Annotated in this window: 17 protein-coding genes, 1 rRNA gene and 2 riboswitches; of the genes, 3 read left to right on the top strand and 15 right to left on the bottom strand. The window is 72.7% G+C overall.

Annotated features, from left to right (window positions below; genetic code table 11):
- Positions 1 to 59: 59 nt before the first annotated feature.
- From BLR33_RS25800 to BLR33_RS25790, 3 genes are all read right to left on the bottom strand, one after another.
- Positions 60 to 1,148: an ArsR family transcriptional regulator gene (locus BLR33_RS25800; protein ID WP_093787005.1), complete on the bottom strand. Its 1,089-nt coding sequence runs from the start codon at positions 1,146 to 1,148 to the stop codon at positions 60 to 62.
- A gap of 134 nt (positions 1,149 to 1,282) precedes the next feature.
- Positions 1,283 to 2,071, bottom strand: a complete 789-nt coding sequence (locus BLR33_RS25795) for a CPBP family intramembrane glutamic endopeptidase (RefSeq protein WP_245771667.1) — start codon at positions 2,069 to 2,071, stop codon at positions 1,283 to 1,285.
- A gap of 376 nt (positions 2,072 to 2,447) precedes the next feature.
- Positions 2,448 to 3,941 (bottom strand): glutamate--cysteine ligase family protein, encoded by a 1,494-nt coding sequence (locus BLR33_RS25790; protein ID WP_093787003.1) that lies wholly within the window; start codon positions 3,939 to 3,941, stop codon positions 2,448 to 2,450.
- Between the two features lie 505 nt (positions 3,942 to 4,446).
- Here BLR33_RS25790 and BLR33_RS25785 point away from each other — a divergent pair.
- Together BLR33_RS25785 and BLR33_RS25780 are read left to right on the top strand one after the other, a co-directional pair.
- Positions 4,447 to 5,034: a hypothetical protein gene (locus BLR33_RS25785; RefSeq protein ID WP_093787002.1), complete on the top strand. Its 588-nt coding sequence runs from the start codon at positions 4,447 to 4,449 to the stop codon at positions 5,032 to 5,034.
- Positions 5,035 to 5,327: 293 nt separating this feature from the next.
- A complete protein-coding gene (locus tag BLR33_RS25780) occupies positions 5,328 to 5,534 on the top strand; it encodes a DUF5999 family protein (RefSeq protein WP_093787183.1) in 207 nt (68 codons plus the stop codon).
- Positions 5,535 to 5,672: 138 nt separating this feature from the next.
- On the opposite strand, the gene gcvP is transcribed toward BLR33_RS25780, so the two are convergent.
- Positions 5,673 to 8,561 carry an aminomethyl-transferring glycine dehydrogenase gene (gcvP, locus tag BLR33_RS25775; RefSeq protein WP_093787001.1) on the bottom strand — a complete coding sequence of 963 codons (2,889 nt, stop codon included), beginning with the start codon at positions 8,559 to 8,561 and terminating at the stop codon, positions 5,673 to 5,675.
- A 58-nt stretch (positions 8,562 to 8,619) separates the two neighbouring features.
- Positions 8,620 to 8,738: riboswitch (glycine riboswitch) on the bottom strand.
- A riboswitch (glycine riboswitch) is annotated at positions 8,739 to 8,849 on the bottom strand.
- 160 nt (positions 8,850 to 9,009) lie between these two features.
- Here gcvP and BLR33_RS25770 point away from each other — a divergent pair.
- Positions 9,010 to 9,378, top strand: a complete 369-nt coding sequence (locus BLR33_RS25770) for a PRC-barrel domain-containing protein (RefSeq protein WP_093787000.1) — start codon at positions 9,010 to 9,012, stop codon at positions 9,376 to 9,378.
- Here BLR33_RS25770 and BLR33_RS25765 read toward each other — a convergent pair.
- The 11 genes from BLR33_RS25765 to rrf form a co-directional block, all read right to left on the bottom strand.
- A complete protein-coding gene (locus BLR33_RS25765; RefSeq protein ID WP_093787182.1) occupies positions 9,303 to 10,856 on the bottom strand; it encodes a DNA polymerase IV in 1,554 nt (517 codons plus the stop codon). The genes BLR33_RS25770 and BLR33_RS25765 overlap by 76 nt on opposite strands.
- Before the next feature lie 108 nt (positions 10,857 to 10,964).
- Positions 10,965 to 11,558: a MerR family transcriptional regulator gene (locus BLR33_RS25760; RefSeq protein WP_093786999.1), complete on the bottom strand. Its 594-nt coding sequence runs from the start codon at positions 11,556 to 11,558 to the stop codon at positions 10,965 to 10,967.
- Positions 11,559 to 11,858: 300 nt separating this feature from the next.
- Positions 11,859 to 12,332 (bottom strand): bifunctional nuclease family protein, encoded by a 474-nt coding sequence (locus BLR33_RS25755; RefSeq protein ID WP_031518684.1) that lies wholly within the window; start codon positions 12,330 to 12,332, stop codon positions 11,859 to 11,861.
- 139 nt (positions 12,333 to 12,471) lie between these two features.
- Entirely contained in the window at positions 12,472 to 13,221 is a 750-nt protein-coding gene (ftsR, locus tag BLR33_RS25750) for a transcriptional regulator FtsR (RefSeq protein ID WP_093786998.1), read from the bottom strand.
- Positions 13,222 to 13,271: 50 nt separating this feature from the next.
- On the bottom strand, positions 13,272 to 14,066 hold the full coding sequence (locus tag BLR33_RS37005; protein ID WP_322987195.1) for an FHA domain-containing protein: 795 nt from the start codon (positions 14,064 to 14,066) through the stop codon (positions 13,272 to 13,274).
- A 106-nt stretch (positions 14,067 to 14,172) separates the two neighbouring features.
- Positions 14,173 to 15,069, bottom strand: a complete 897-nt coding sequence (locus tag BLR33_RS25740) for a DUF881 domain-containing protein (protein ID WP_093786996.1) — start codon at positions 15,067 to 15,069, stop codon at positions 14,173 to 14,175.
- A 7-nt stretch (positions 15,070 to 15,076) separates the two neighbouring features.
- Positions 15,077 to 15,409 (bottom strand): small basic family protein, encoded by a 333-nt coding sequence (locus BLR33_RS25735; RefSeq protein WP_093786995.1) that lies wholly within the window; start codon positions 15,407 to 15,409, stop codon positions 15,077 to 15,079.
- The gene (locus BLR33_RS25730) at positions 15,406 to 16,317 is read right to left on the bottom strand and encodes a DUF881 domain-containing protein (protein WP_093786994.1); all 912 of its coding nucleotides are present in this window, start codon (positions 16,315 to 16,317) and stop codon (positions 15,406 to 15,408) included. Before BLR33_RS25730 ends, BLR33_RS25735 begins: the two co-directional genes overlap by 4 nt.
- Before the next feature lie 117 nt (positions 16,318 to 16,434).
- Positions 16,435 to 18,930 (bottom strand): mannose-1-phosphate guanyltransferase, encoded by a 2,496-nt coding sequence (locus BLR33_RS25725; RefSeq protein ID WP_093786993.1) that lies wholly within the window; start codon positions 18,928 to 18,930, stop codon positions 16,435 to 16,437.
- Between the two features lie 23 nt (positions 18,931 to 18,953).
- A complete protein-coding gene (locus BLR33_RS25720) occupies positions 18,954 to 19,562 on the bottom strand; it encodes a CDP-alcohol phosphatidyltransferase family protein (protein ID WP_093786992.1) in 609 nt (202 codons plus the stop codon).
- A 112-nt stretch (positions 19,563 to 19,674) separates the two neighbouring features.
- A 5S ribosomal RNA gene (gene rrf, locus BLR33_RS25715) occupies positions 19,675 to 19,791 on the bottom strand.
- Positions 19,792 to 19,795 lie beyond the last annotated feature (4 nt).

Below are 19,795 nucleotides of genomic sequence, written 5' to 3'. Positions count from 1 at the left end.
TCCACGCGGCCGGGCCGCGGGCCACCGCCCGATTCCGGTGTCGGCGGTGCCGAGCCGCCTCAGTGGGCCAGCGCGTACACGCGGTTGACCTGCGACTCCGCGGCGAGCTGCCAGGTGGGCAGCCCCGCCTCGGCGGCGATCCTGCGGACCGCGTCCTCGCCCGCGTGGTTGCCCAGCGCCTCCGGGCCGGGCTCGGCCATGGCGGCGGGCAGGCACACCGCGACCGAGGCGGCGGTCAGGCCGCGCCCGATGGGGTTGGCGTTCTCCTCGACCTGCGCCGACGCGTTCGGCTCCACGAGCATGCAGGTGCCGTCCTCGGCCATCGCCTGCGCGGTGTGGCGCAGGGCGGCGCCGGGGTCGCTCATGTCGTGCAGGCAGTCGAAGAACGTGACGAGGTCGTACCGGTCGCCGGGGTAGTCCTGGGCGGTGGCGACGTCGAACTCGACGCGGTCGGCCAGGCCCTGCTCGGCGGCGATCCGGCGGGCGGCCTCCACCGAGGGCCGGTGATAGTCGAAGCCGTGGAAGTGCGAGGCGGGGAACGCCTGCGCCATGAGCATCGTGGACCAGCCGTAACCGCAGCCGATGTCGGCGACCTCGGCGCCGCCCTCCAGCCGCTCGACCATGCCGTCCACCGCGGTCAGCCACTCGGGTACCAGCGAGGCCGCGTAGCCGGGCCGGAAGAACTTCGCGGTGCCCTCGAACAGCGCGCTCCCGTGCTCGCCCCAGGCGACGCCGCCGCCGGTGCGGAAGGCGTCCATGAGCCGGTCCTCGGTGCCGTACAGGGCCTGCAGCATGGTGAACATCCCGGCCGCGTACGTCGGCGCGTCGGGGTCGGCGAGCACGGCGGCGTGCGCGTCGGGCAGCTCGTAGCGGTCGCCGTCGCGGTGGTGGACGACGTAGCCGCCGGCCACCTGCGAGGCCAGCCACTCGCGCACGTAGCGCTCGGACAGACCGGTGCGCTCGGCGAGTTCGGCGCTGCTCAACGGCCCGGCGCCGGCCATCGCCCGGTAGATGCCGAGCCGGTCGCCGAGCGAGGTGCACAGCCCGGCCATGGCAGCGGCCCCGTCGGTGACCACCTGCTCCAGGAACTCCATCACCCGGTCCTGGTCCGCGCCCGTCGCGGCTGCTGTGCGTTCTGCCGTGGTCATGGCGACCACCTCCTCCGCACCTCCACTGCACCAGCCGCCCGCAGAGGGGCGCAAGCGGCCGCGGGGGCGGGTACGTGCTTCCCCGTACCGGCCGGTCGCCTTCGTCGGCTGCGCGGTGCGGACCCGGTCCGGCGTCAGCCCGTCGGCAGCCAGCCGACCTTCCCGGCCAGCACCGCGTAGCCGACGAAGGCGACCGTGTCGATGAGGGAGTGCGCGGCCACCAGCGGTCCGATCCGGCCCCAGCGGCGGTAGAGCAGCACGAAGACCACGCCCATCACCATGTTGCCGACCATCCCGCCCAGTCCCTGGTAGAGGTGGTACGAGCCGCGCAGCACCGCGCTGGCGGCCAGCGCCCGGTTCGGCGCCCAGCCGAGCTGGTCCAGCCGCCGCAGCAGGTAGCCGACGACGATGACCTCCTCCAGCACGGCGTTCTGCACGGCCGAGGCGACCAGCACGGGGATGCGCCACCAGACGGCCGGCAGCGATTCGGGGACGACGGTGAGGTTGAAGCCGGCCGCCCGCACCCCGAGGTAGAAGGCGAGGCCGGTGCCGCCGATGACGGCCGCGATCACCGCCCCGCGGGCCAGGTCGCGCCGGGGCTGGCTGCGGTCCAGGCCGATCACGGGCATCCCGACCCGCTCGCGGGCCAGCAGGTGGGCGACGAGCGCGACCGGGGCGAGCGCGGTGGCGATGGCGAACACCTGCCAGGCCAGGTCGAGCCAGGGCCGGCCGGGCGCCTGCGAGCCGACGAGGGTGGCGGCCTGGTTCTTCAGCGCGCCGGGCCGGGTGACCGAGCCGACGAAGCTGATCACGGCGGACACCCCGCTGGCGCCCAGCGACAGCGCGAGCACGATCAGGGTCTCGCTGCGCAGCGTCCGCGCCTCGAAGGGCGGTGTCTCCACCGGCCGTACCTGCTCTGCCACCACGCGGTCCTCCCGTGTCCTCGCCCCACCGCGGCGCCTGGTGCGCGCCGGCCCGGGAGTCGCTGCTGGACACGATACGAAGATCCGGCCCGTCCCGGCGCCACCGCCCCCACCGGAACGCCGGCGGCTGTGAGCTGCCCGGGAGCGGGCCGTGCGGGCGCTGTGCACGCCCGGGCCCGGCCCGCCTGCACGGGCAAGCCGGTGCGGCGCCCGACCGGCTGGCGGGGCACCGCACCGGCCGAGCCACCGGAAGCACCCGCGTGCCGGCGGCCCGCGGGCGGAGGACACCCGGGCGGCCCGTGCGGCCGCGGCCGACCGTCCGGGGGCCCGGACGGCCCGGGTAGGTCCGAGCCGCGCCTGCGGCGCCCGGGTCGGATCAGGCCGGGACCGGCCAGGTGTGGACCGGCTCGCCGGCGAACGACAGGTCGCGGTAGCGCTGGGTCATCGCAGCCAGCGCCGCCCTGCGGTCCAGGCCGCGGCCGAGGTAGTGGTGGAAGGCGTCGGCCTGCCAGCGGGCGCCGTTGGTGCGGGTGTGGCAGCGCCGCTCGATGATGCCGAGGTACAGGTCGCGGTCGGCCGCGTCGATGCCCCAGGCGTCGAGCCCGGCCGCGGCCAGCGGCAGCAGCTCCTCGCGGACGAGGTCCACCGCGGGCACCTGGGCGAGCGCGCCGCCGCGGCCGCGCGGCCAGTGCAGCACCGCCGCGATGCCGTCGCGGCAGGCGGCGTCGAAGTTGGCCGCGGCCGCGCCGAAGGGCATCCGCTGCCACAGCGGGCGCGGCTGCTCGGCCAGGGCGCGGACCAGCCCGTAGTAGAAGGCGGCGTTCGCGACGACGTCGGCGACGGTGGGCCCGGCGGGCAGCACCCGGTTCTCCACCCGCAGGTGCGGCACGCCGTCCACCACCTCGTAGACCGGGCGGTTCCAGCGGTAGATCGTGCCGTTGTGCAGGGTCAGCTCGCGCAGCTGCGGCACCCCGCCCTCGTCGAGCACCCGCAGCGGGTCCTCGTCGTCGCAGATCGGCAGCAGCGAGGGGAAGTAGCGCACGTTCTCCGCGAAGAGGTCGGCCGCCGAGTCGATCCACCGCTCGCCGAACCAGGCCAGCGGCCGCACCCCCTGGCTGCGCAGCTCCTGCGGGCGGGTGTCGGTGGCCTGCTGGAAGAGCAGGGTGCGGGTCTCGCGCCACAGCTCGCGGCCGAAGAGGAAGGGCGAGTTGGCACCCAGGGCCACCTGGGGCGCCGAGACGACCTGGGCGGCGTTCCACACGTCGGCGAAGCGGCCCGGGGTGACCTGGAGGTGCATCTGCATGGAGGTGCAGGCGGCCTCGGGCGCGATCGAGGCGGAGGTGTAGACGAGGTGCTCCACACCCTCGATGTCCAAGGTGATGTCCTCGCCCCGCATGGCCAGGATGCGCTCGTTCAGCAGGGTGTAGCGGTCGGCCCGGGAGAGGTTCGCCGAGACCAGGTCCTGGGCCTGGAGGGTGGGCAGAATTCCCACCATCACGATGCGCGCGCCGACCTCCCCCGCCATCCGGTCGGCGTAGCCGAGGCCGGTGCGCAGTTCCTCGGCGAGCCGGTCGAGCACACGGCCGGAAAGCCGGTGCGGCGCGATGTTCACCTCGATATTGAACTGGGCCAGCTCGGTCTGGAAATCGCGGCTCGCGATGCGCTCCAGCACCTCTTCGTTCATCATGCGCGGCAGGCCGTCGGAATCGGCGAGATTCAATTCGATCTCCAGCCCCATGAGATTCCGGGGCCGGTCGAATCGCTTCTCGTCCAGCAGCCGCTCCAGCCCCAGCAGGCACTGGCGGAGCTTGTTCCGGTACATCCTGCGGTCGGCCAGGTCGAACGCGTCTGCGGTGACCTTCTCCCCCATCGAAGCGTCCCTCCTTGTGCGGGTACTCATCGGAGGATGCCCACTCCGGGCGGGAGGATGCCCATCCAAAGGATCGATCCATCGCCGCCCCTCGGGACGCGCCGCCCGCTACGCTTGCAAGTGCAGCGGGCGGGCACTGGACGTCCGGCATGTTCCGCGGGCACATTCCGCGCGACGGCCGGGAGGAATCACACGGGATAACCACCGGTGGTTTCCGGCCGTCCGTGACGGGCGGAAATATCCACCGACCGCCCCATAACCTGCGCAAATGCCGCGGTGGGCTGCCGCGAAGAAGGCAGGTAATCGCCTTGCGGGCAATACGGGCGGCGACTAGACGAAACACGCAGTGAACAAAGTTCGTATAAACTCCGCGCACGAGGCAGGAGTATCCGCCGTCGCCGGGCGTCTTGAGCAGTAACCCTCACCGGGTACTGACCGCGCCGTCCGCCACCCGCCCGCACCTCCTTGTGCCCGCACCACGTGTCTCCCAGTGAGAGGCGACATCATGCCGCTGCTTGTCCCCCCTGCACCCGCACCCGCCCTGCTGAGCGTCCTCGCGGCCCTCAGCTCGCCCACCGCAGTCCGGGAGGCCAGGACACCGGCGCTGCGCAGCGCCGAGGGCCCGCTGGACGCCGAGCACCCGCTGCCGGTCCACGTCTTCGAGCCGGCCACCGTCCCCGGCGGCCTGCCGCAGGCGCGGCTGGCCGGCTGGCGGTTCCATATCAGGGCAGGTGCCCAGGTGGCGGCGGCGGGCGAGACCGTGGCGACCCCCGACGGCTGGGTCTTCTCCCGCTTCTCCGAGGGCCCGTACATCGCCTCGACCGAGCGGGCGCTGCGGCAGGCCGACGCGCTGCCGGAGACCTACCAGCCGCACCTGCTGTCGCTGCCCGCGCGCTACATGATGGCGCTGTGGCTGCACTCGGTGCCACGGGCGGACGCGGCCACCGCCCAGCCGGACCCGGCCGACCTCCTCATCCCGCTGGCGCCCGCCCCGCCCGGGATCGCCTCCCACCGGGTCTACCGGATGCTGGAGCTGGCGCCGGTGCTCAGCGTGTGGCTCGCCCCGCCGCCGCTGGCGGGCTCGCCCGCCTGAGCCGCGCGGGCAACGGCGGCGCCCCCGGTCCGGGCCGGACCGGGGGCGCCGCTTTCGTGACCGCAACCGTGCGCGCGGGTGACGCGTCCTGTACCGGTGAGTACCGGAAGGCACCGAGGACTACCGAGTAGTACCGCATCCGCGAAATCCCTGCGGAACGACCTTCGTGGGGCAAGACTGGGACCGCCGCACCACACGACGGGGGACGGATGAACCAGGCCAGGCAGGCCGTGACCACGGCAGGCAGCGCGACCGACCGCACCACTCACCTCTCGCAGCGAAAGACACCGCCCATGTGCAACCACCAGCCGCAGTGCCCCACCGCAGACAGCCCCGACCGCGAGGCCGCCGTCATCGTGGCCGGCCACCCGGAGCAGGGCTGGAGCCTGCTGTGCAACGGCGTGCTCGTCTTCGAGGACACCGGGGAGATCCTGCCCGACGGCGAGATCATCGCCCCGCACCGCCCGCTGGGCACCGGGCGCGTCACCACCGCGGCCTGACGGCCCCGGCGCCCGCGGCCCCCGAAAGGAGCAGCGCGCGGGCGGGAACGTACGACCGAGCCGGTTCCCCGCGAGGGGGGAGCCGGCTCAGCCATGCCCGGCCCGCGCCGAGGGACGCGGGCCGCTCGCCACGTGGGGTCAGCCCTCGTAGGCGTCCACCGGCGGGCAGGAGCAGACCAGGTTGCGGTCGCCGTAGGCCCCGTCGATCCGCCGCACCGGCGGCCAGTACTTGTCGGCGGCGCTCACCCCGGCCGGGAAGACGGCCTCCTCGCGGGTGTACGGGTGCTCCCACCGGCCGGTCAGGGTCGCCGCGGTGTGCGGGGCCGAGCGCAGCGGGTTGTCGTCGGCCGGCCACTCGCCCGCGCCGACCCGGTCGATCTCGGCGCGGATGGCGATCATCGCCTCGCAGAAGCGGTCGAGTTCGGCCAGATCCTCGCTCTCGGTGGGCTCGATCATCAGCGTGCCGGCCACCGGGAAGGACATGGTGGGCGCGTGGAAGCCGTAGTCGATCAGCCGCTTGGCGACGTCGTCCACGGTGACGCCGGTCTGCTTGGTCAGCGGCCGCAGGTCCACGATGCACTCGTGGGCCACCAGGCCGCCGGGCCCGGTGTAGAGCACGGGGTAGTGCGGCTCCAGCCGCTTGGCGACGTAGTTCGCGCCGAGCACCGCGACCTGGGTGGCCTTCTTCAGCCCCTCGGCGCCCATCAGCCGCACGTACGTCCAGGAGATCGGCAGGATGCCGGCCGAGCCCCAGGGCGCCGCCGAGACCGGTCCGACCCCGGTGGCGGGGCCCGCGGCGGGCTGCAGCGGGTGGTTGGGCAGGTGCGGGGCGAGGTGGGCGCGCACCGCGACCGGGCCGACGCCCGGGCCGCCGCCGCCGTGCGGGATGCAGAAGGTCTTGTGCAGGTTCAGGTGGGAGACGTCCGCACCGAAGCGGCCCGGGCGGGCGAGGCCGACCAGGGCGTTGAGGTTGGCGCCGTCCACGTAGACCTGGCCGCCCGCGTCGTGCACCGCGGCGCAGATGTCGGTGATGTGCTCCTCGAACACGCCGTGCGTGGAGGGGTAGGTGACCATGAGGACGGCGAGTTCGTCGCGGTGCCGGTCGATCTTGGCGTGCAGGTCGGCCACGTCCACGTCGCCGTCCTCGCTCGTCTTGACCACGACGACCTTCATGCCGGCCATGACCGCGCTCGCGGCGTTCGTGCCGTGCGCGGAGGAGGGGATCAGGCACACCGTGCGGGCGGTGTCGCCGTTCGCGCGGTGGTAGGCGCGCACGGCGAGCAGGCCGGCCAGCTCGCCCTGGGAGCCGGCGTTGGGCTGCAGGCTCACCTTGTCGTAGCCGGTGACGGCGGCCAGCTGGTCCTCCAGGCCGCGGATCAGCTCCAGGTAGCCCTCGGCCTGCTCGGCGGGCGCGAAGGGGTGCAGGGCGGCGAACTCCGGCCAGGTGACCGGCTCCATCTCGGTGGTCGCGTTGAGCTTCATGGTGCACGAGCCGAGCGGGATCATGCCGCGGTCCAGCGCGTAGTCGCGGTCGGCGAGCCGGCGCAGGTAGCGCAGCATCGCCGTCTCGCTGCGGTGCTGGTGGAAGACGGGGTGGGTCAGGTAGGCGTCGGTGCGGGCCAGCATCTGCGGCAGGGCGTCGGGGGTGTCGGCGTCCAGCGCGTCGAGGTCGGCCCCGGGAGCGCCGAAGGCGGCCAGGACGGCGGTCAGCTGCGCGCGGGTGGTGGTCTCGTCGCAGGCGATGCCGACGTGGTCGGCGTCGGTAAGGCGCAGGTTGACGCCCTCGGCCCGGGCGGCGGCAACGACATCGGCGGCCCGGCCGGGCACGTGCGCGGTCAGGGTGTCGAAGAAGGCGGTGTGCGCGGTCTCGACGCCTGCGGCCCGCAGGCCCGCGGCCAGCACGGCGGCGTAGCGGTGGGTGCGGCGGGCGATGGCGGCGAGCCCGTCGGGGCCGTGGTAGACCGCGTACATCCCGGCCATGACGGCGAGCAGCACCTGCGCGGTGCAGATGTTGCTGGTCGCCTTCTCGCGGCGGATGTGCTGCTCGCGGGTCTGCAGCGCCAGCCGGTAGGCGCGGTCGCCGTCGGCGTCCACGGAGACGCCGACGAGCCGGCCGGGCAGGTTGCGCGCGTAGGAGTCGCGGACGGCCATGTAGCCGGCGTGCGGGCCGCCGAAGCCCATCGGCACGCCGAATCGCTGGGTGGTGCCGACCGCGATGTCCGCGCCCAGCTCGCCCGGCGAGGTGAGCAGGGTGAGGGCGAGCAGGTCGGCGGCGACGGTGACGACGGCGCCCAGGGCGTGCGCCTGCTCGATCACCGGGCGCAGGTCGCGGACCGCGCCGGAGGCGCCCGGGTACTGCAGCAGGACGCCGAAGACACCGCGTTCGGCGATCTCGGCGGGGATGCCCGCGCTCAGATCGGCGGTGACGACCTCCACACCGGTGGGCTCCGCGCGGGTCCCGATCACGGCCAGGGTCTGCGGGAAGGTGTCGGCGTCGACCAGGAAGACGCCCTGCTTGACCTTGCCGACCCGGCGGGAGAGCGCCATCGCCTCGGCGGCCGCGGTGCCCTCGTCCAGCAGGGAGGCGCCGGAGGTGGGCAGCCCGGTGAGGTCGGCGACGACGGTCTGGAAGTTGAGCAGCGCCTCCAGGCGGCCCTGGGAGATCTCCGGCTGGTAGGGCGTGTACGCCGTGTACCAGGCCGGGTTCTCCATGACGTTGCGCAGGATGACCGGCGGGGTGAAGGTGCCGTAGTAGCCCAGGCCGATCATGGGGGCGAGCACCTGGTTGCGGTCGGCCAGCGCCCGCAGTTCGGCCTGCATCTCGGCCTCGGTGACGGCCGTCGGCAGGCCCAGGGCCTCGGCGCTCTTGATGGTGTCGGGCACGGCCGCGTCGGTCAGCTCGTCCAGCGAGCCGTAGCCGACCTGGGCGAGCATCTTGGCCAGCGCCTCGGCGTCGGGCCCGATGTGGCGCTCGGCGAAGGGCACGCCGGCTTCCAGTTCGGCGAGGGGAATGCGGCGTTCACTCATCTTCGGGGGCCTCCTGGTCTGCCGACCTTCGGGGGGTGCCGTGCACGGCACCCGTACGGCCTCCCCCTCTGTCAGAGAACCTGAGAGCTTCACCGCCCGGGGGCGGTTTTCACCGTCGGTGAGGACGCCACCCGGCGGCCGCGCCGCCTCCGGGCAGGTCCTGCTTTCCAGAGTGACCTCGCCCGTGCGGTACGGATGCCTGAGAGATTCCGGGGAGGATTTGCTCCTTCGGCGCCCCCGCCGCCGGCCGCTGGGCCGGGTGACGGTGGACTCTCCCGCATGGGTTCTGCGGCCGCGTTCAGCCTACCAGCGCCTGCTCCGGCACGTCGGGGCGAGGATGGGGGGGCGGGGGTGGGGCGGTGGACGGGGCGCCGCGCCGAGTCGACATCCCACCGGTTGTGGCTTTTGGTGGTAATCAGCAGCTGTCACCCCGTGGGTTGGAGGGACCGTGCAGACCGACATCGATCCGCGCAGCCTGATCGGCCGCCGCGCCTTCGACCAGGACGGGGCCAGGATCGGCACGGTGGACGAGGTCTACCTCGACGACGCCACCGGCATCCCCGAGTGGGCGGCGGTGCGCACCGGGCTGTTCACCCGCGACGCCTTCGTGCCGCTCGGGCCCAGCGAACTGGTCGGCGACGAGCTGCGCGTGCCCTACCGCAAGGCGCTCATCCGTGACGCGCCCGACTTCGGCGTGGGCCGCCACCTCTCCCCCGAGCAGGAGCTGCAGCTCTACCACCACTACGGCATGGACGTGCCGCGCTCGGGCCCGGAGGCCGCCCCCTCTGGCGACTTCGGCAAGCTGGCCGGCGACTGACCGCCACTGCCGGCATCCCCGCCGCTCTCCGCCCCCCGGGGGTTTTCCCCTGCGTCCCGGGGGTGGCCCGTACCGTCCGCCTCGCCGGTGTCGCCCGGGCCCTCCGCGACCGCGCCGCCGATCTCCAGGCCCCGCTCGGCGTTCCAGGCGGCCTCGCGGGCCAGGGGCAGCGGGTCGCTGTGGGACAGCGCCGGGTCGTCGGCGGGAAAGGTGCGCACCCGTCCGGGCCGGGTGTCGGTGGGCACTTCGAAGCGCACGGTGACCCGCCCCACGCCGCTGCCCTGCACCCACCCGGGCCCGTACTCCTCATGGGTGACGTCGTGGCCGGGCAGCCATTGGCGGGCCCGCTCGCCCTGCGGCGGCGGGGCCGTGGGCAGCTCCGGGACGAGTGCCTCCGCGGCGGCCGACCCGTCCTCGGGGGCCTGCGCGAACAGGTCCTCCTGGGTGAAGTCGGCCAGGCCCGCAACGCCCACCCCCAGCAGCCGCACCCCGCCGGTGGTGTCGACGGCCTCGGCCAGCCGCCGCGCGGTCTCGCGGACCACCGCCGGGTCGTCGGTGGGGGCCCGGAGCGTCTCGGAGCGGGTCAGGGTGGAGAAGTCGTACCGCCGGATCTTGACCACCACGGTGCGGCCGGAGCGGCCGGCCCCGCGCAGCCGCTGCACGCAGCGCTCGGCGAGCCGGTCGATCTCGTAGCGGACATGGGCGCGGTCGGTGAGGTCGGTGTCGTAGGTGTCCTCCACGGAGATGGACTTCACGTCGCGGTCGGCGACGACCGGGCGGTTGTCCAGCCCGGAGGCCATCGCGAACAGCCCGGCGCCGTGTGCCTTGCCGAGCAGCCGCACCAGTTCGGGCTCGCCGGCGTGGGTGATCTCGGCGACGGTGAGGATGCCGGCCTTGCGCAGGTGCTCGGCGGTGGCCGGGCCGACCCCGGGCAGGGTGCGCACCGGCATCGGGTCGAGCAGGGCCTGCTCGGTGCCGGGTTCCACCACGACCAGGCCGTCCGGCTTCGCCTTCTCCGAGGCGATCTTGGCGAGCAGCTTGGAGCCGGCCAGGCCGACGGAGGCGGTCAGGCCCGTGGCGGTGCGGATGTCGGCGCGCAGCCGCCGGGCGACCTCGCGCGGGTCGTCGCGGCTGGGGCCCGCCTCCAGGTCGACGAACGCCTCGTCCACGCTGAGCGGCTCTATCAGCGGGGACGCCTCGCGCAGCAGCGTCATGACGATGTCGCTGATCCGGCGGTAGACGGTGAACCTCGGGTAGAGGTAGGCGGCGTTGGGGGCGAGCCGGCGGGCGTGGGCGGTGGCCATGGCGGAGTGCACGCCGTGGACGCGCGCCTCGTAGGAGGCGGTGGAGACCACCCCGCGCGGCCCGAGGCCGCCGACCACCACCGGCTTGCCCCGCAGGCTGGGCTTGGACGCCTGCTCCACCGCGGCGAAGAACGCGTCCATGTCCAGGTGGAGGATCGTCGGCGCACTTCTCACACCACCGATGGTCGCGCATGCCACCGACATCGGCCGTACACGCGTACGGGAACGGCGGGTCGGGCCGCTCCCGCACAGCGCTTCGGCGGGGCCTCGGTGGGCTTGGCCCTAGACCGCCCGGTTGCGGCGGCGGGCGAGTTCGTCGGCCGGGTTGTGGCCGACCAGGGTCTCGCCGGTGTCGACCCGCTCGCCGTGCATCTGCGACAGCGCGCTCTGCACGTCCCGCCAGACCACGCCGACCGCGATGCCGAAGATGCCCTGGCCGCCCTGGAGCAGCTCGACGACCTCGTCGGGCGAGGTGCACTCGTAGACCGTGGCGCCGTCGCTCATCAGCGTCATCCGGGGCAGCTCGTCGGGCACCACCGAGCGCAGGTGCTGGACCGCGGTGCGGATGTTCTGCAGGGACACCCCGGTGTCCAGCAGCCGCTTGACGATCTTCAGCACGACCACGTCGGCGAAGCTGTAGAGCCGCTGGGTGCCCGACCCGTAGGCCGGCCGCACGCTCGGCTCCACCAGGCCGGTGCGCGCCCAGTAATCGAGCTGGCGGTAGGTGATGCCGGTGGCCGCGCACGCGGCCGGGCCGCGGTAGCCGATCTGCTCGGCCGGGACGCCGTCGCCGCCCGTGGCCGCAGTGGCGTGGGCGAGCGGCCCCCGGGTGGGATACGGGCCGCCGGTCGCCAAACCGTCGCCGGTGCTTCTCACGCCGCCCTCCGTCCCTCCACATCCGGTGGCCGCGTGTCACGTGCCACCGGACTTTCCATTCTGACGGTAGGCAGTCGTCACACGTGCGTCAACGATCGCCACGCTCGGCACGCCGAGTGAAATCCACCCCAGGAGTGGTTTCATCCGACCGCAGAGCGGGAACGACACCCCGGTTGGGCGCAAACGGGCCAACCTTGCCCCACCGGGCTCCCACCAAGCCGGGTCCGCACGTGCCGACCTGCCGGCCGGCGGCGCGGGTCCCGTCCGCCACCGGGCGGTTGCCGTGTGCCTACCGCGCGCCTACTGGTTGCTGGTCCCGAAGTCCTCGGGCGAGATCTGGTCGAGGAACTCGCGGAACTTCTCGACCTCGTCCTCCTGCTCGTCCGGGATGGCGATGCCCGCGTCATCGAGCACGCCGTCGCTCCCGTAGATCGGGGTCCCGGTACGCAGCGCGAGCGCTATGGCATCCGACGGGCGCGCGCTCACCTCGACCCCGCTGGCGAACACCAGCTCCGCGTAGAACACGCCTTCCCTCAGGTCCGTGATACGCACCTCCGTCAGCGTCTGTCCCACCGCCTCGAGCACGTCCTTGAAGAGGTCGTGAGTCAGCGGTCGCGCAGGCGTCATGCCCTGCTGCGCGAATGCGATGGCCGTCGCCTCGCCCGGCCCGATCCAGATGGGCAGGTACCGGTCGCCTCCCACTTCACGCAGGAGCACGATCGGTTGGTTGGAGGGCATTTCGACCCGGACACCCACAACGTCGAGCTCGTTCACACAGCAACCCTAGGCCGTGCCCGCCGGGTTTGGGTAGTCGGGCACGGCCTGGTGCCGCCACCCGGTGGCCGGGCACGTCCCGTGAAGGCACCGTGAAGGCCCGCCCGCGGGCTGCCGGGACCCGCGGACCCGGACGGCCTCAGTCGAGCCGCAGCCGCAGCGCCGAGTACACCATCGCGGCATGCAGCCGCACCGCCAGCGCCGCCAGCTCGCGGGTGCTCGCCTCGGCGCGGGTGCGGGTCTGCGGGTTGCGGTGCCGCCGCAGCGGCGCCACCACCTGCTCGATCAGGCCGGCCTCGCGCTCGGCGGCCGCCTTCACCGCCCGCAGGTGCCGCGGCTCCAGGCCGAAGGCGCCCAGTTCCGCGACGAGCCGGCCGATCGCCACCGCGTCGGCGTCGTAACCGCCGTCGCCGCCGGCCTCGACCAGCCCGTAGGACTCCCACTCCGCCAGCGTGTCGCCGTCGGCCCCCGTGGCGGCCAGCAGCTCCTCGCGGCCGATCCGCAGCCGCACCGCGGCCGCCTCGGGCTCCAGGCTGCCGTCCAGCACCTCGCGGGACTCCGCGGGGCCCGGCAGCGCCACCGGCTCCCCGCGGTCCAGGGCGTCCAGGTGCTCCCGGATCACCCGCAGCGGCAGGTAGTGGTCGCGCTGCACCCGCAGCACGTACGCCAGCCGCTCCACGTCGGCGGCGCTGAACTTCCGGTACCCCGAGGGCGTGCGCTGCGGTTCCACCAGCCCCTCCGCCTCAAGGAAGCGGATCTTGGAGATGGTCACCTCGGGGAACTCGTCCCGCAGCCGGGACAGCACCGCGCCGATGCTCATCAGCGGGCCGTCGGCCCGGGCGGACACGGCGGCGGTGCCGTCCCCGGCACCGCCTGGCGTTCTCGGCATGCACACCTTCCTCGGGGTTCCCCGGGATCTCCCGGGCCGGGTCGGGCAGGTCACAGACTCCGCTGGCTCGCGTAGAACACCAGCCGGTACTTGCCGATCTGCACCTCGTCGCCGCTGCCGAGCCGTACCGAGTCGATCCGCTCCCGGTTGACGTAGGTGCCGTTGAGGCTGCCGACGTCCGAGACGCTGAAGGAGCCGTCGGCCTCCCGGCGGAACTCCACGTGCCGGCGCGAGACCGTCACGTCGTCCAGGAAGATGTCGCTCTGCGGGTGCCGGCCGGCGGTGGTCACCGCGTCGTCCAGCAGGAAGCGGCTGCCGGAGTTCGGGCCGCGGCGGACCACCAGCAGCGCCGAGCCGGCCGGCAGCGCCTCCACGGCGGCCTGCGCCTCGGGCGACAGCGACGGCACCGGGGTCTGGCCGGTGGCCTCCGCCTCGTACGCCTCGATGCCGGAGATCGAGATCGTGGAGGTCGTCTCCGAGGAGCGCTCGGCGGGGACGGCGCCCCCGCGCAACGGCGCACCGCAGTTGTTGCAGAAGCGGCTCGCCTCCGCGTTGCTGTGACCGCACCTGCCGCAGACCAGCACCCCGTAGCCTCCACCCGTAGCGGCCGATGGTTCCCCGAAACCTATGCGGGGGGCCGAACCGGGGTCAACAGGCGCCACGCCGGGCGCGGCGGAAAAGCCGCCGCCGCTGCCGGACGGCTCGTTGCGGAACAGCGGCCGGTCGCCGCCCTCCTGGCCGCGGCCGGGCTCCTCCTGGAGACCCCGCGGCGCGCGGTGCCGCGCGGTCGCCGGGTCCCCCGACTGGCGCGCGCTCTTGCCGAACAACTTCCCAAACAACTTCACGGGCGATTCCCCTTGGAAGAAGCAGACCCGCCCGTGGGGCAGGACGAACTCTCGCTACTCACAGTTTCCACCACTCGACACGCCACCAGTGCCCCGACCCCCCACCTCACTGGGATGACCGAGCGTAGTCAGGCTGCTTCTGCGGCCGCAAGGCGTCCACAGTGATCTTCTGCGACCTGACGACATCCGCGGTGGCCTGCTCCTTCTCCAGCGTCTGCACGACCCCTCCGGGGATGTTCAGCGCCGGTTCGAGGTCCGGCGGGTTGCCGATGACCTTGACGACGTAGGGCTGTGCCACCTGGTGCCCGTCGATCCGCACGCCACTTCCGCTGTCGGTGAAGTAGGTGCCCGCCACGACGCGCACATTGTTGATCTGGATCGCCTCCGCACCGGCCGCCCGCAGCTCCTGGACGGTGTCCAGCAGCGAGTCGGACTCCACCCCGCCGTGCGGGTCGGTGATCGTCAGCGTGATACCGGGCCCCTGGGCGGCCTCGGTGCCGGCCAGCACGCCGAGCTCGCGCGCCTTCTGCCGGGTCTGCTTCAGCGCCTCCGCGGCCTGGTCGGAGCTGGTCTCCAGCTCGCTGCGCTGGCTCTCCAGGCCGCGCTTCTCGTCCTGGAGCCGCTGGCTGCGGTTGTCCAGCTCGGTGAGAATGCGCACCAGGTCCTCCTGGCGGGCGCCGCGCAGGGTGCCGTTGTCGCTCGTGGTGCGCACCTGGATGGCCAGGCCCAAGCCCAGCACGAACAGCAGCAGCGCGACGATCAGCTGGGCGCGGGTCAGCCGCGGCGGCCACAGCCCGGCCTTCAGCCGCTGCCGCCCGGTCACGGCGGGGGCCTTGTCCTGCGCGGCGGCCGGCCCGGCGCTCGCACCCGCGGCCTCGTCCTCGGGCTCGGCGGCGGGCCCGGCGGGCTCCTGCGGGGCCCTGCCGTCGTGCTTGTGATCGTGCCGGTGCTCGTGCCGCTCGTGCTTGGGCTCGTGCCGGTGGTGGTGGTGCTCCTCGGTCATGCCCGGTTCACGCCCGGAAGACATGGCGGCGGATCGCGGCCGCGTTGGAGAAGATCCGGATGCCGAGGACGACCACCACGCCGGTCGACAGCTGGGCGCCCACCCCGAGCTTGTCGCCGAGGAAGACGATCAGCGCCGCCACCACCACGTTGGACAGGAAGGAGACGACGAAGACCTTGTCGTCGAAGATCCCGTCGAGCATGGCCCGCAGGCCGCCGAAGACGGCGTCGAGCGCGGCCACCACGGCGATGGGCAGGTAGGGCTCGAAGCCGGAGGGCACCACCGGGCGGACCACGAGTCCGACCACGACGCCCACCACGAGGCCCAGTACGGCGATCACTGTCCACCCCTCCCGGTCACGGCGGGGTCCGGCGTCGCGTACCGCAGGATCAGGCTGGGCGCGGCCGGCAGCTCGATGTGCGACTGCACGCTGACCGAGGCCCGAATCCCGTAGGTGGTCTGCAGCACGTGGAGGTACTCACCGTCCGCGCTGTGCCGGAATGCCGTGCTCAACTTCTTCCCGTCCCCGATCGCCAGCACCGTGTACGGCGGCACCAGCGGCTTGTTGTCGACCAGTATGGCCTGCCCGGCCGCCCGGATGGCCGACAGAGCCGTCAACCGCTGCCCGTTGATCGAGACGGCCTCCGCGCCCGAGGACCACAGGCCGTTCACCACGTGCTGCATGTCGCGGTCGCGGACCCGCCCGGTGTCGGAGAAGCTGTCGCTCTCCCGCGGCCCGCCCGTGCCGCCCTCGGACGCCTCCGCCGCGTCGTCCACCACCAGCTTCACCCCGGGCCCCTGGGCCGGTGTGGCGGCCGCCATCAGCTCCAGGGTGCGGTCGGCGTCGCCGTCCGGCCGGTTCAGCGCCGACTGCTGCTCGCCTGCGACCGTGCCGCGCAGGGTGTCCACGTCCTTCTGCAGGGCGTCGGCGTCGCGCGTGTCGGCCTGGATGCGGTCGATCAGCCGCTGCCGCTCCTTGGCCTCGGTGGGCGCGGAGAACTGCGCCTGGGCGGCGCCCACGGTCACCACGATCGCGGCCAGCACCAGGCCGAGGGCGAGCCCCAGCTTCCCGCTCAGCGCCTTCGGCAGCCGCGAGGTGCCGGTCGCGCCGCGGCGGGCGGCGGCCTCGGCGTACCCGTCGTCGAGGCTGTGCTCCATGATCGTGGTCAGCAGCGACATGGACGCATCAGGGCGCCGCGGAGCAGCCCCGGGCGCGGGGCTGCTCCGATCGGGTTGCTGCGGCGGCATGCGGGACATCGTCGCACGTCGAGTGGTCGGCACTCGAACGGACCCCTCACGGTGAGCCGTTCGTGCCGAAGATCACCGATCGGCGGGGGCCGGCGCACCCTTCCGGGGCGCCGGGGCTCACCGTCCGGCGTTCTCCACGGCCTGCGACCACTCGTCCAGCAGGGCCTGCGCCGAGGCGTCATCCGGGCCCTCCGCCCACAGGTGGGTGACGGCTTCCGCCGGGTCGGGCAGCACCATCACCCAGCGCCCGTCGGACTCCACCACCCGCACACCGTCGGTGGTGTCCACCGACCGGTCGCCGGCGTCCTCCACCACGCGCCGCATCACCGAGCCCTTGACCGCCCACGGCGTCGGCACGTCGCGCTTGAGCACGTGCGCCTTGGGGATGCGGGCGTCGATCTGGCTGAGGGTGAGCTGCGTCCTGGCCACCAGGCCGATCAGCCGTACGAAGGCCGCCGCGCCGTCGAAGACGCTGCTGAACTCCGGGACGATGAAGCCGCCGCGGCCGTCGCCACCGAAGATCGTGCCCTCCTCGCGGCCGACGCGGGTCAGGTCGTCGGGCGAGGTCGTCGTCCACGTCACCTGCGTGCCGTGGTACGCGGCCACCTGCTCGCCGATCCGGGTGGTGGTCACCGGCAGCGCCACCCGCCCGCTGCGCCGCTCCGCGGCGACCAGGTCGAGCAGCACCAGCAGGGCGCGGTCGTCCTCGACGATCCGGCCGCGCTCGTCCACCAGCGACATCCGCTCGCCGACCGGGTCGAAGCGCACCCCGAAGGCGGCCCGCGCGGAGGCGACCATCTCGCCCAACCGCACCAGGCCCTCCCTGCGCGCCTGCTCGGTCTCGGTGGGCCGGGCCTCGTCCAGGCCGGGGTTGATGGTCAGCGCGTCCACGCCGAGCCGGCCGAGCAGGCTGGGCAGCACCAGGCCCGCACTGCCGTTGGCGGCGTCCACCACGACCTTCAGGCCGGACTCGGCGATGCCGGAGGTGTCCACGGCCCGCAGCAGCGCACCCGTGTAGGAGTCGAAGACCGTGGCCGGGAAGGTGAGGTCGCCGATCTCGCCGGGGAAGGCCCGGCGGTACTCCTGGCGGGCGAAGACGCGGTCCAGCTTGCGCTGGCCGGCGGCCGAGAGGTCGGCGCCGCGCTCGTCGAAGAACATGATGTCCAGCGAGTCCGGTCGGCCCGGGCTGGTGCGGATCATGATGCCGCCGGCGCCGCCCCTGGCGGTCTGCTGGCGCGCCACCGGCATCGGCACGTTCTCCAGGTCGCGCACGTCGATGGCGCTGGCCTGCAGGGCCGAGATGACCGCGCGCTTCAGGGCGCGGGCACCGCGGGAGTGGTCGCGGGCCGTGGTGACGGTGGCGCCCTTCTTCAGCGTGGTCGCGTACGCGCCCGCGAGCCGTACCGCGAGCTCGGGGGTGATCTCCACGTTGAGGATGCCGGAGACACCGCGGGCGCCGAACAGGTGCGCCTGGCCGCGGGACTCCCAGATCACCGAGGTGTTGACGAAGGCGCCGGCCTCCACCGTCTTGAACGGGTAGACGCGCACGCTGCCGGCGATGATGGACTCCTCGCCGATCAGGCACTCGTCACCGATGACGGCGCCCTCGTCGATCCGCGCGGCCCGCATGACGTCGGTGTTGCGGCCGATCACGCAGCCGCGCAGGTTGGTCTGCGGGCCGATGTAGACGTTGTCGGCGATGACGGCCTTGTGCAGGAAGGCACCGGACTTCACCACGACGTTGGACCCGACGACGGTGTGCTCGCGGATCTCGGCGCCGGCCTCGACCTTGGCGTAGTCGCCGATGTAGAGCGGGCCGCGCAGGATCGCGTCGGGGTGCACCTCGGCGCCCTCGGCGACCCACACGCCCGGGGAGATCTCGAAGCCGTCGATGTCGACGTCGACCTTGCCCTCCAGGACATCGGCCTGCGCCTTCACATAGCTCTCGTGGGTACCGACGTCCTCCCAGTAGCCCTCGGCGACATAGCCGTAGATCGGCTTGCCTTCCTTCATCAACTGCGGGAAGACATCGCCGGACCAGTCCACGGACACGTCGGGCTCGACGTAGTTGAAGACCTCGGGCTCCATCACGTAGATGCCGGTGTTCACCGTGTCGGAGAAGACCTGGCCCCAGGTGGGCTTTTCCAGGAACCGCTCGACCTTGCCCTCGTCGTCCACAATGGTGATGCCGAACTCGAGCGGGTTGGGCACCCGCGTCAGGCAGACCGTGACGAGTCCGCCCTTGCGGCGGTGGAATGCGATCAGTTCGGTGAGGTCGAAATCTGTCAGGGCGTCACCGGAGATCACCAGGAAGGAGTCGTCCTTCAGCGCCTCCTCGGCGTTCTTGACGCTTCCGGCCGTCCCCAGCGGTTTCTCCTCGTTGGCATAAGTGAGCTCCATTCCCAATTCCTCGCCGTCCCCGAAATAATTCTTCACCAGGGACGCGAGGAACTGGACGGTCACCACTGTCTCGGTGAGTCCGTGCCGCTTGAGCAGGTTCAGCACGTGCTGCATGATGGGGCGATTCACCACCGGCAACAGAGGCTTCGGCATGCTCGATGTCATCGGGCGAAGGCGAGTGCCCTCGCCGCCGGCCATCACAACCGCCTTCATGTCGGAAACGTCCTCCTCGTGACTCAGTCAGCCGTGGCGTCCGCCCGGACAAGTCTCCGGACCTGCACCACGTAGAGGATTCCTGCCCACCAGTACAGGGTTGTACCCCATCCGGTGAACGCCCAGCCGAAAACTGACGCCAGGGTTGCGAGCCATCCGCTGCCGTCGCTCAGCAGGAGCAGCGGAAAGGCGTACATGAGGTTGAAGGTAGCCGCTTTCCCGATGAAGTTCACCTGGGGTGGGCCGTAGCGGTGCCTCCGCAGAATCAGCAGCATCACCGCCATCATCGCCTCGCGGGCCAGCAGCAGCACGGTCACCCACAGCGGCAGGATGTCGCGCCAGGTCAGGCCCACCAGGGTGGACAGCACATACAGCCGGTCGGCGGCGGGGTCCAGGACGCGGCCGAGGGCGCTGATCTGATTCCACCGGCGGGCGAGCTTGCCGTCCAGGTAGTCGCTGACGCCGCTGAAGGCGAGCACCAGCAGCGCCCAGCCGTCCATCTTCGGCCCGCCGAACTCCGGCCACAGAATCAGCCACAGGAACACCGGAACGCCGACCAGGCGCGCCATACTCAGGATGTTGGGGATCGTGAAGATGCGATCCGTTTGCACCCGTGTCTCCTGGACCTCCACGGGTCCCCTCCTGATGAACTTCACGCGCGGACGATGCCGCGACTCTACCCCAGCCCGGAAAACGCCAAATGCCCGGCCCCGGATCGAAGATCCGGGGCCGGGCTCAAGAATTGTTCGGCGGTGTCCTACTCTCCCACAGGGTCCCCCCTGCAGTACCATCGGCGCTGAAAGGCTTAGCTTCCGGGTTCGGAATGTAACCGGGCGTTTCCCTCACGCTATGACCACCGAAACAC

The organism is Actinacidiphila guanduensis, assembly GCF_900103985.1.
Classification (GTDB): Bacteria; Actinomycetota; Actinomycetes; order Streptomycetales; family Streptomycetaceae; genus Actinacidiphila; species Actinacidiphila guanduensis.
The sequence above is the reverse complement of the archived record's forward strand: the minus strand, read 5'-3'. Positions and strand labels throughout refer to the sequence as shown.

What these genes read in the sequence shown, in the direction of transcription:
- BLR33_RS25725 (WP_093786993.1), bottom strand. Translation starts at nt 18,930, where the DNA reads ATGAAGGCGGTTGTGATGGCCGGCGGCGAGGGCACTCGCCTTCGCCCG.
- BLR33_RS25790 (WP_093787003.1), bottom strand. Translation starts at nt 3,941, where the DNA reads ATGGGGGAGAAGGTCACCGCAGACGCGTTCGACCTGGCCGACCGCAGG.
- BLR33_RS25800 (WP_093787005.1), bottom strand. Translation starts at nt 1,148, where the DNA reads ATGACCACGGCAGAACGCACAGCAGCCGCGACGGGCGCGGACCAGGAC.
- BLR33_RS25740 (WP_093786996.1), bottom strand. Translation starts at nt 15,069, where the DNA reads ATGACCGAGGAGCACCACCACCACCGGCACGAGCCCAAGCACGAGCGG.
- BLR33_RS25785 (WP_093787002.1), top strand. Translation starts at nt 4,447, where the DNA reads ATGCCGCTGCTTGTCCCCCCTGCACCCGCACCCGCCCTGCTGAGCGTC.
- ftsR (WP_093786998.1), bottom strand. Translation starts at nt 13,221, where the DNA reads ATGCCGAGAACGCCAGGCGGTGCCGGGGACGGCACCGCCGCCGTGTCC.
- BLR33_RS25730 (WP_093786994.1), bottom strand. Translation starts at nt 16,317, where the DNA reads ATGCCGCCGCAGCAACCCGATCGGAGCAGCCCCGCGCCCGGGGCTGCT.
- BLR33_RS25780 (WP_093787183.1), top strand. Translation starts at nt 5,328, where the DNA reads ATGTGCAACCACCAGCCGCAGTGCCCCACCGCAGACAGCCCCGACCGC.
- gcvP (WP_093787001.1), bottom strand. Translation starts at nt 8,561, where the DNA reads ATGAGTGAACGCCGCATTCCCCTCGCCGAACTGGAAGCCGGCGTGCCC.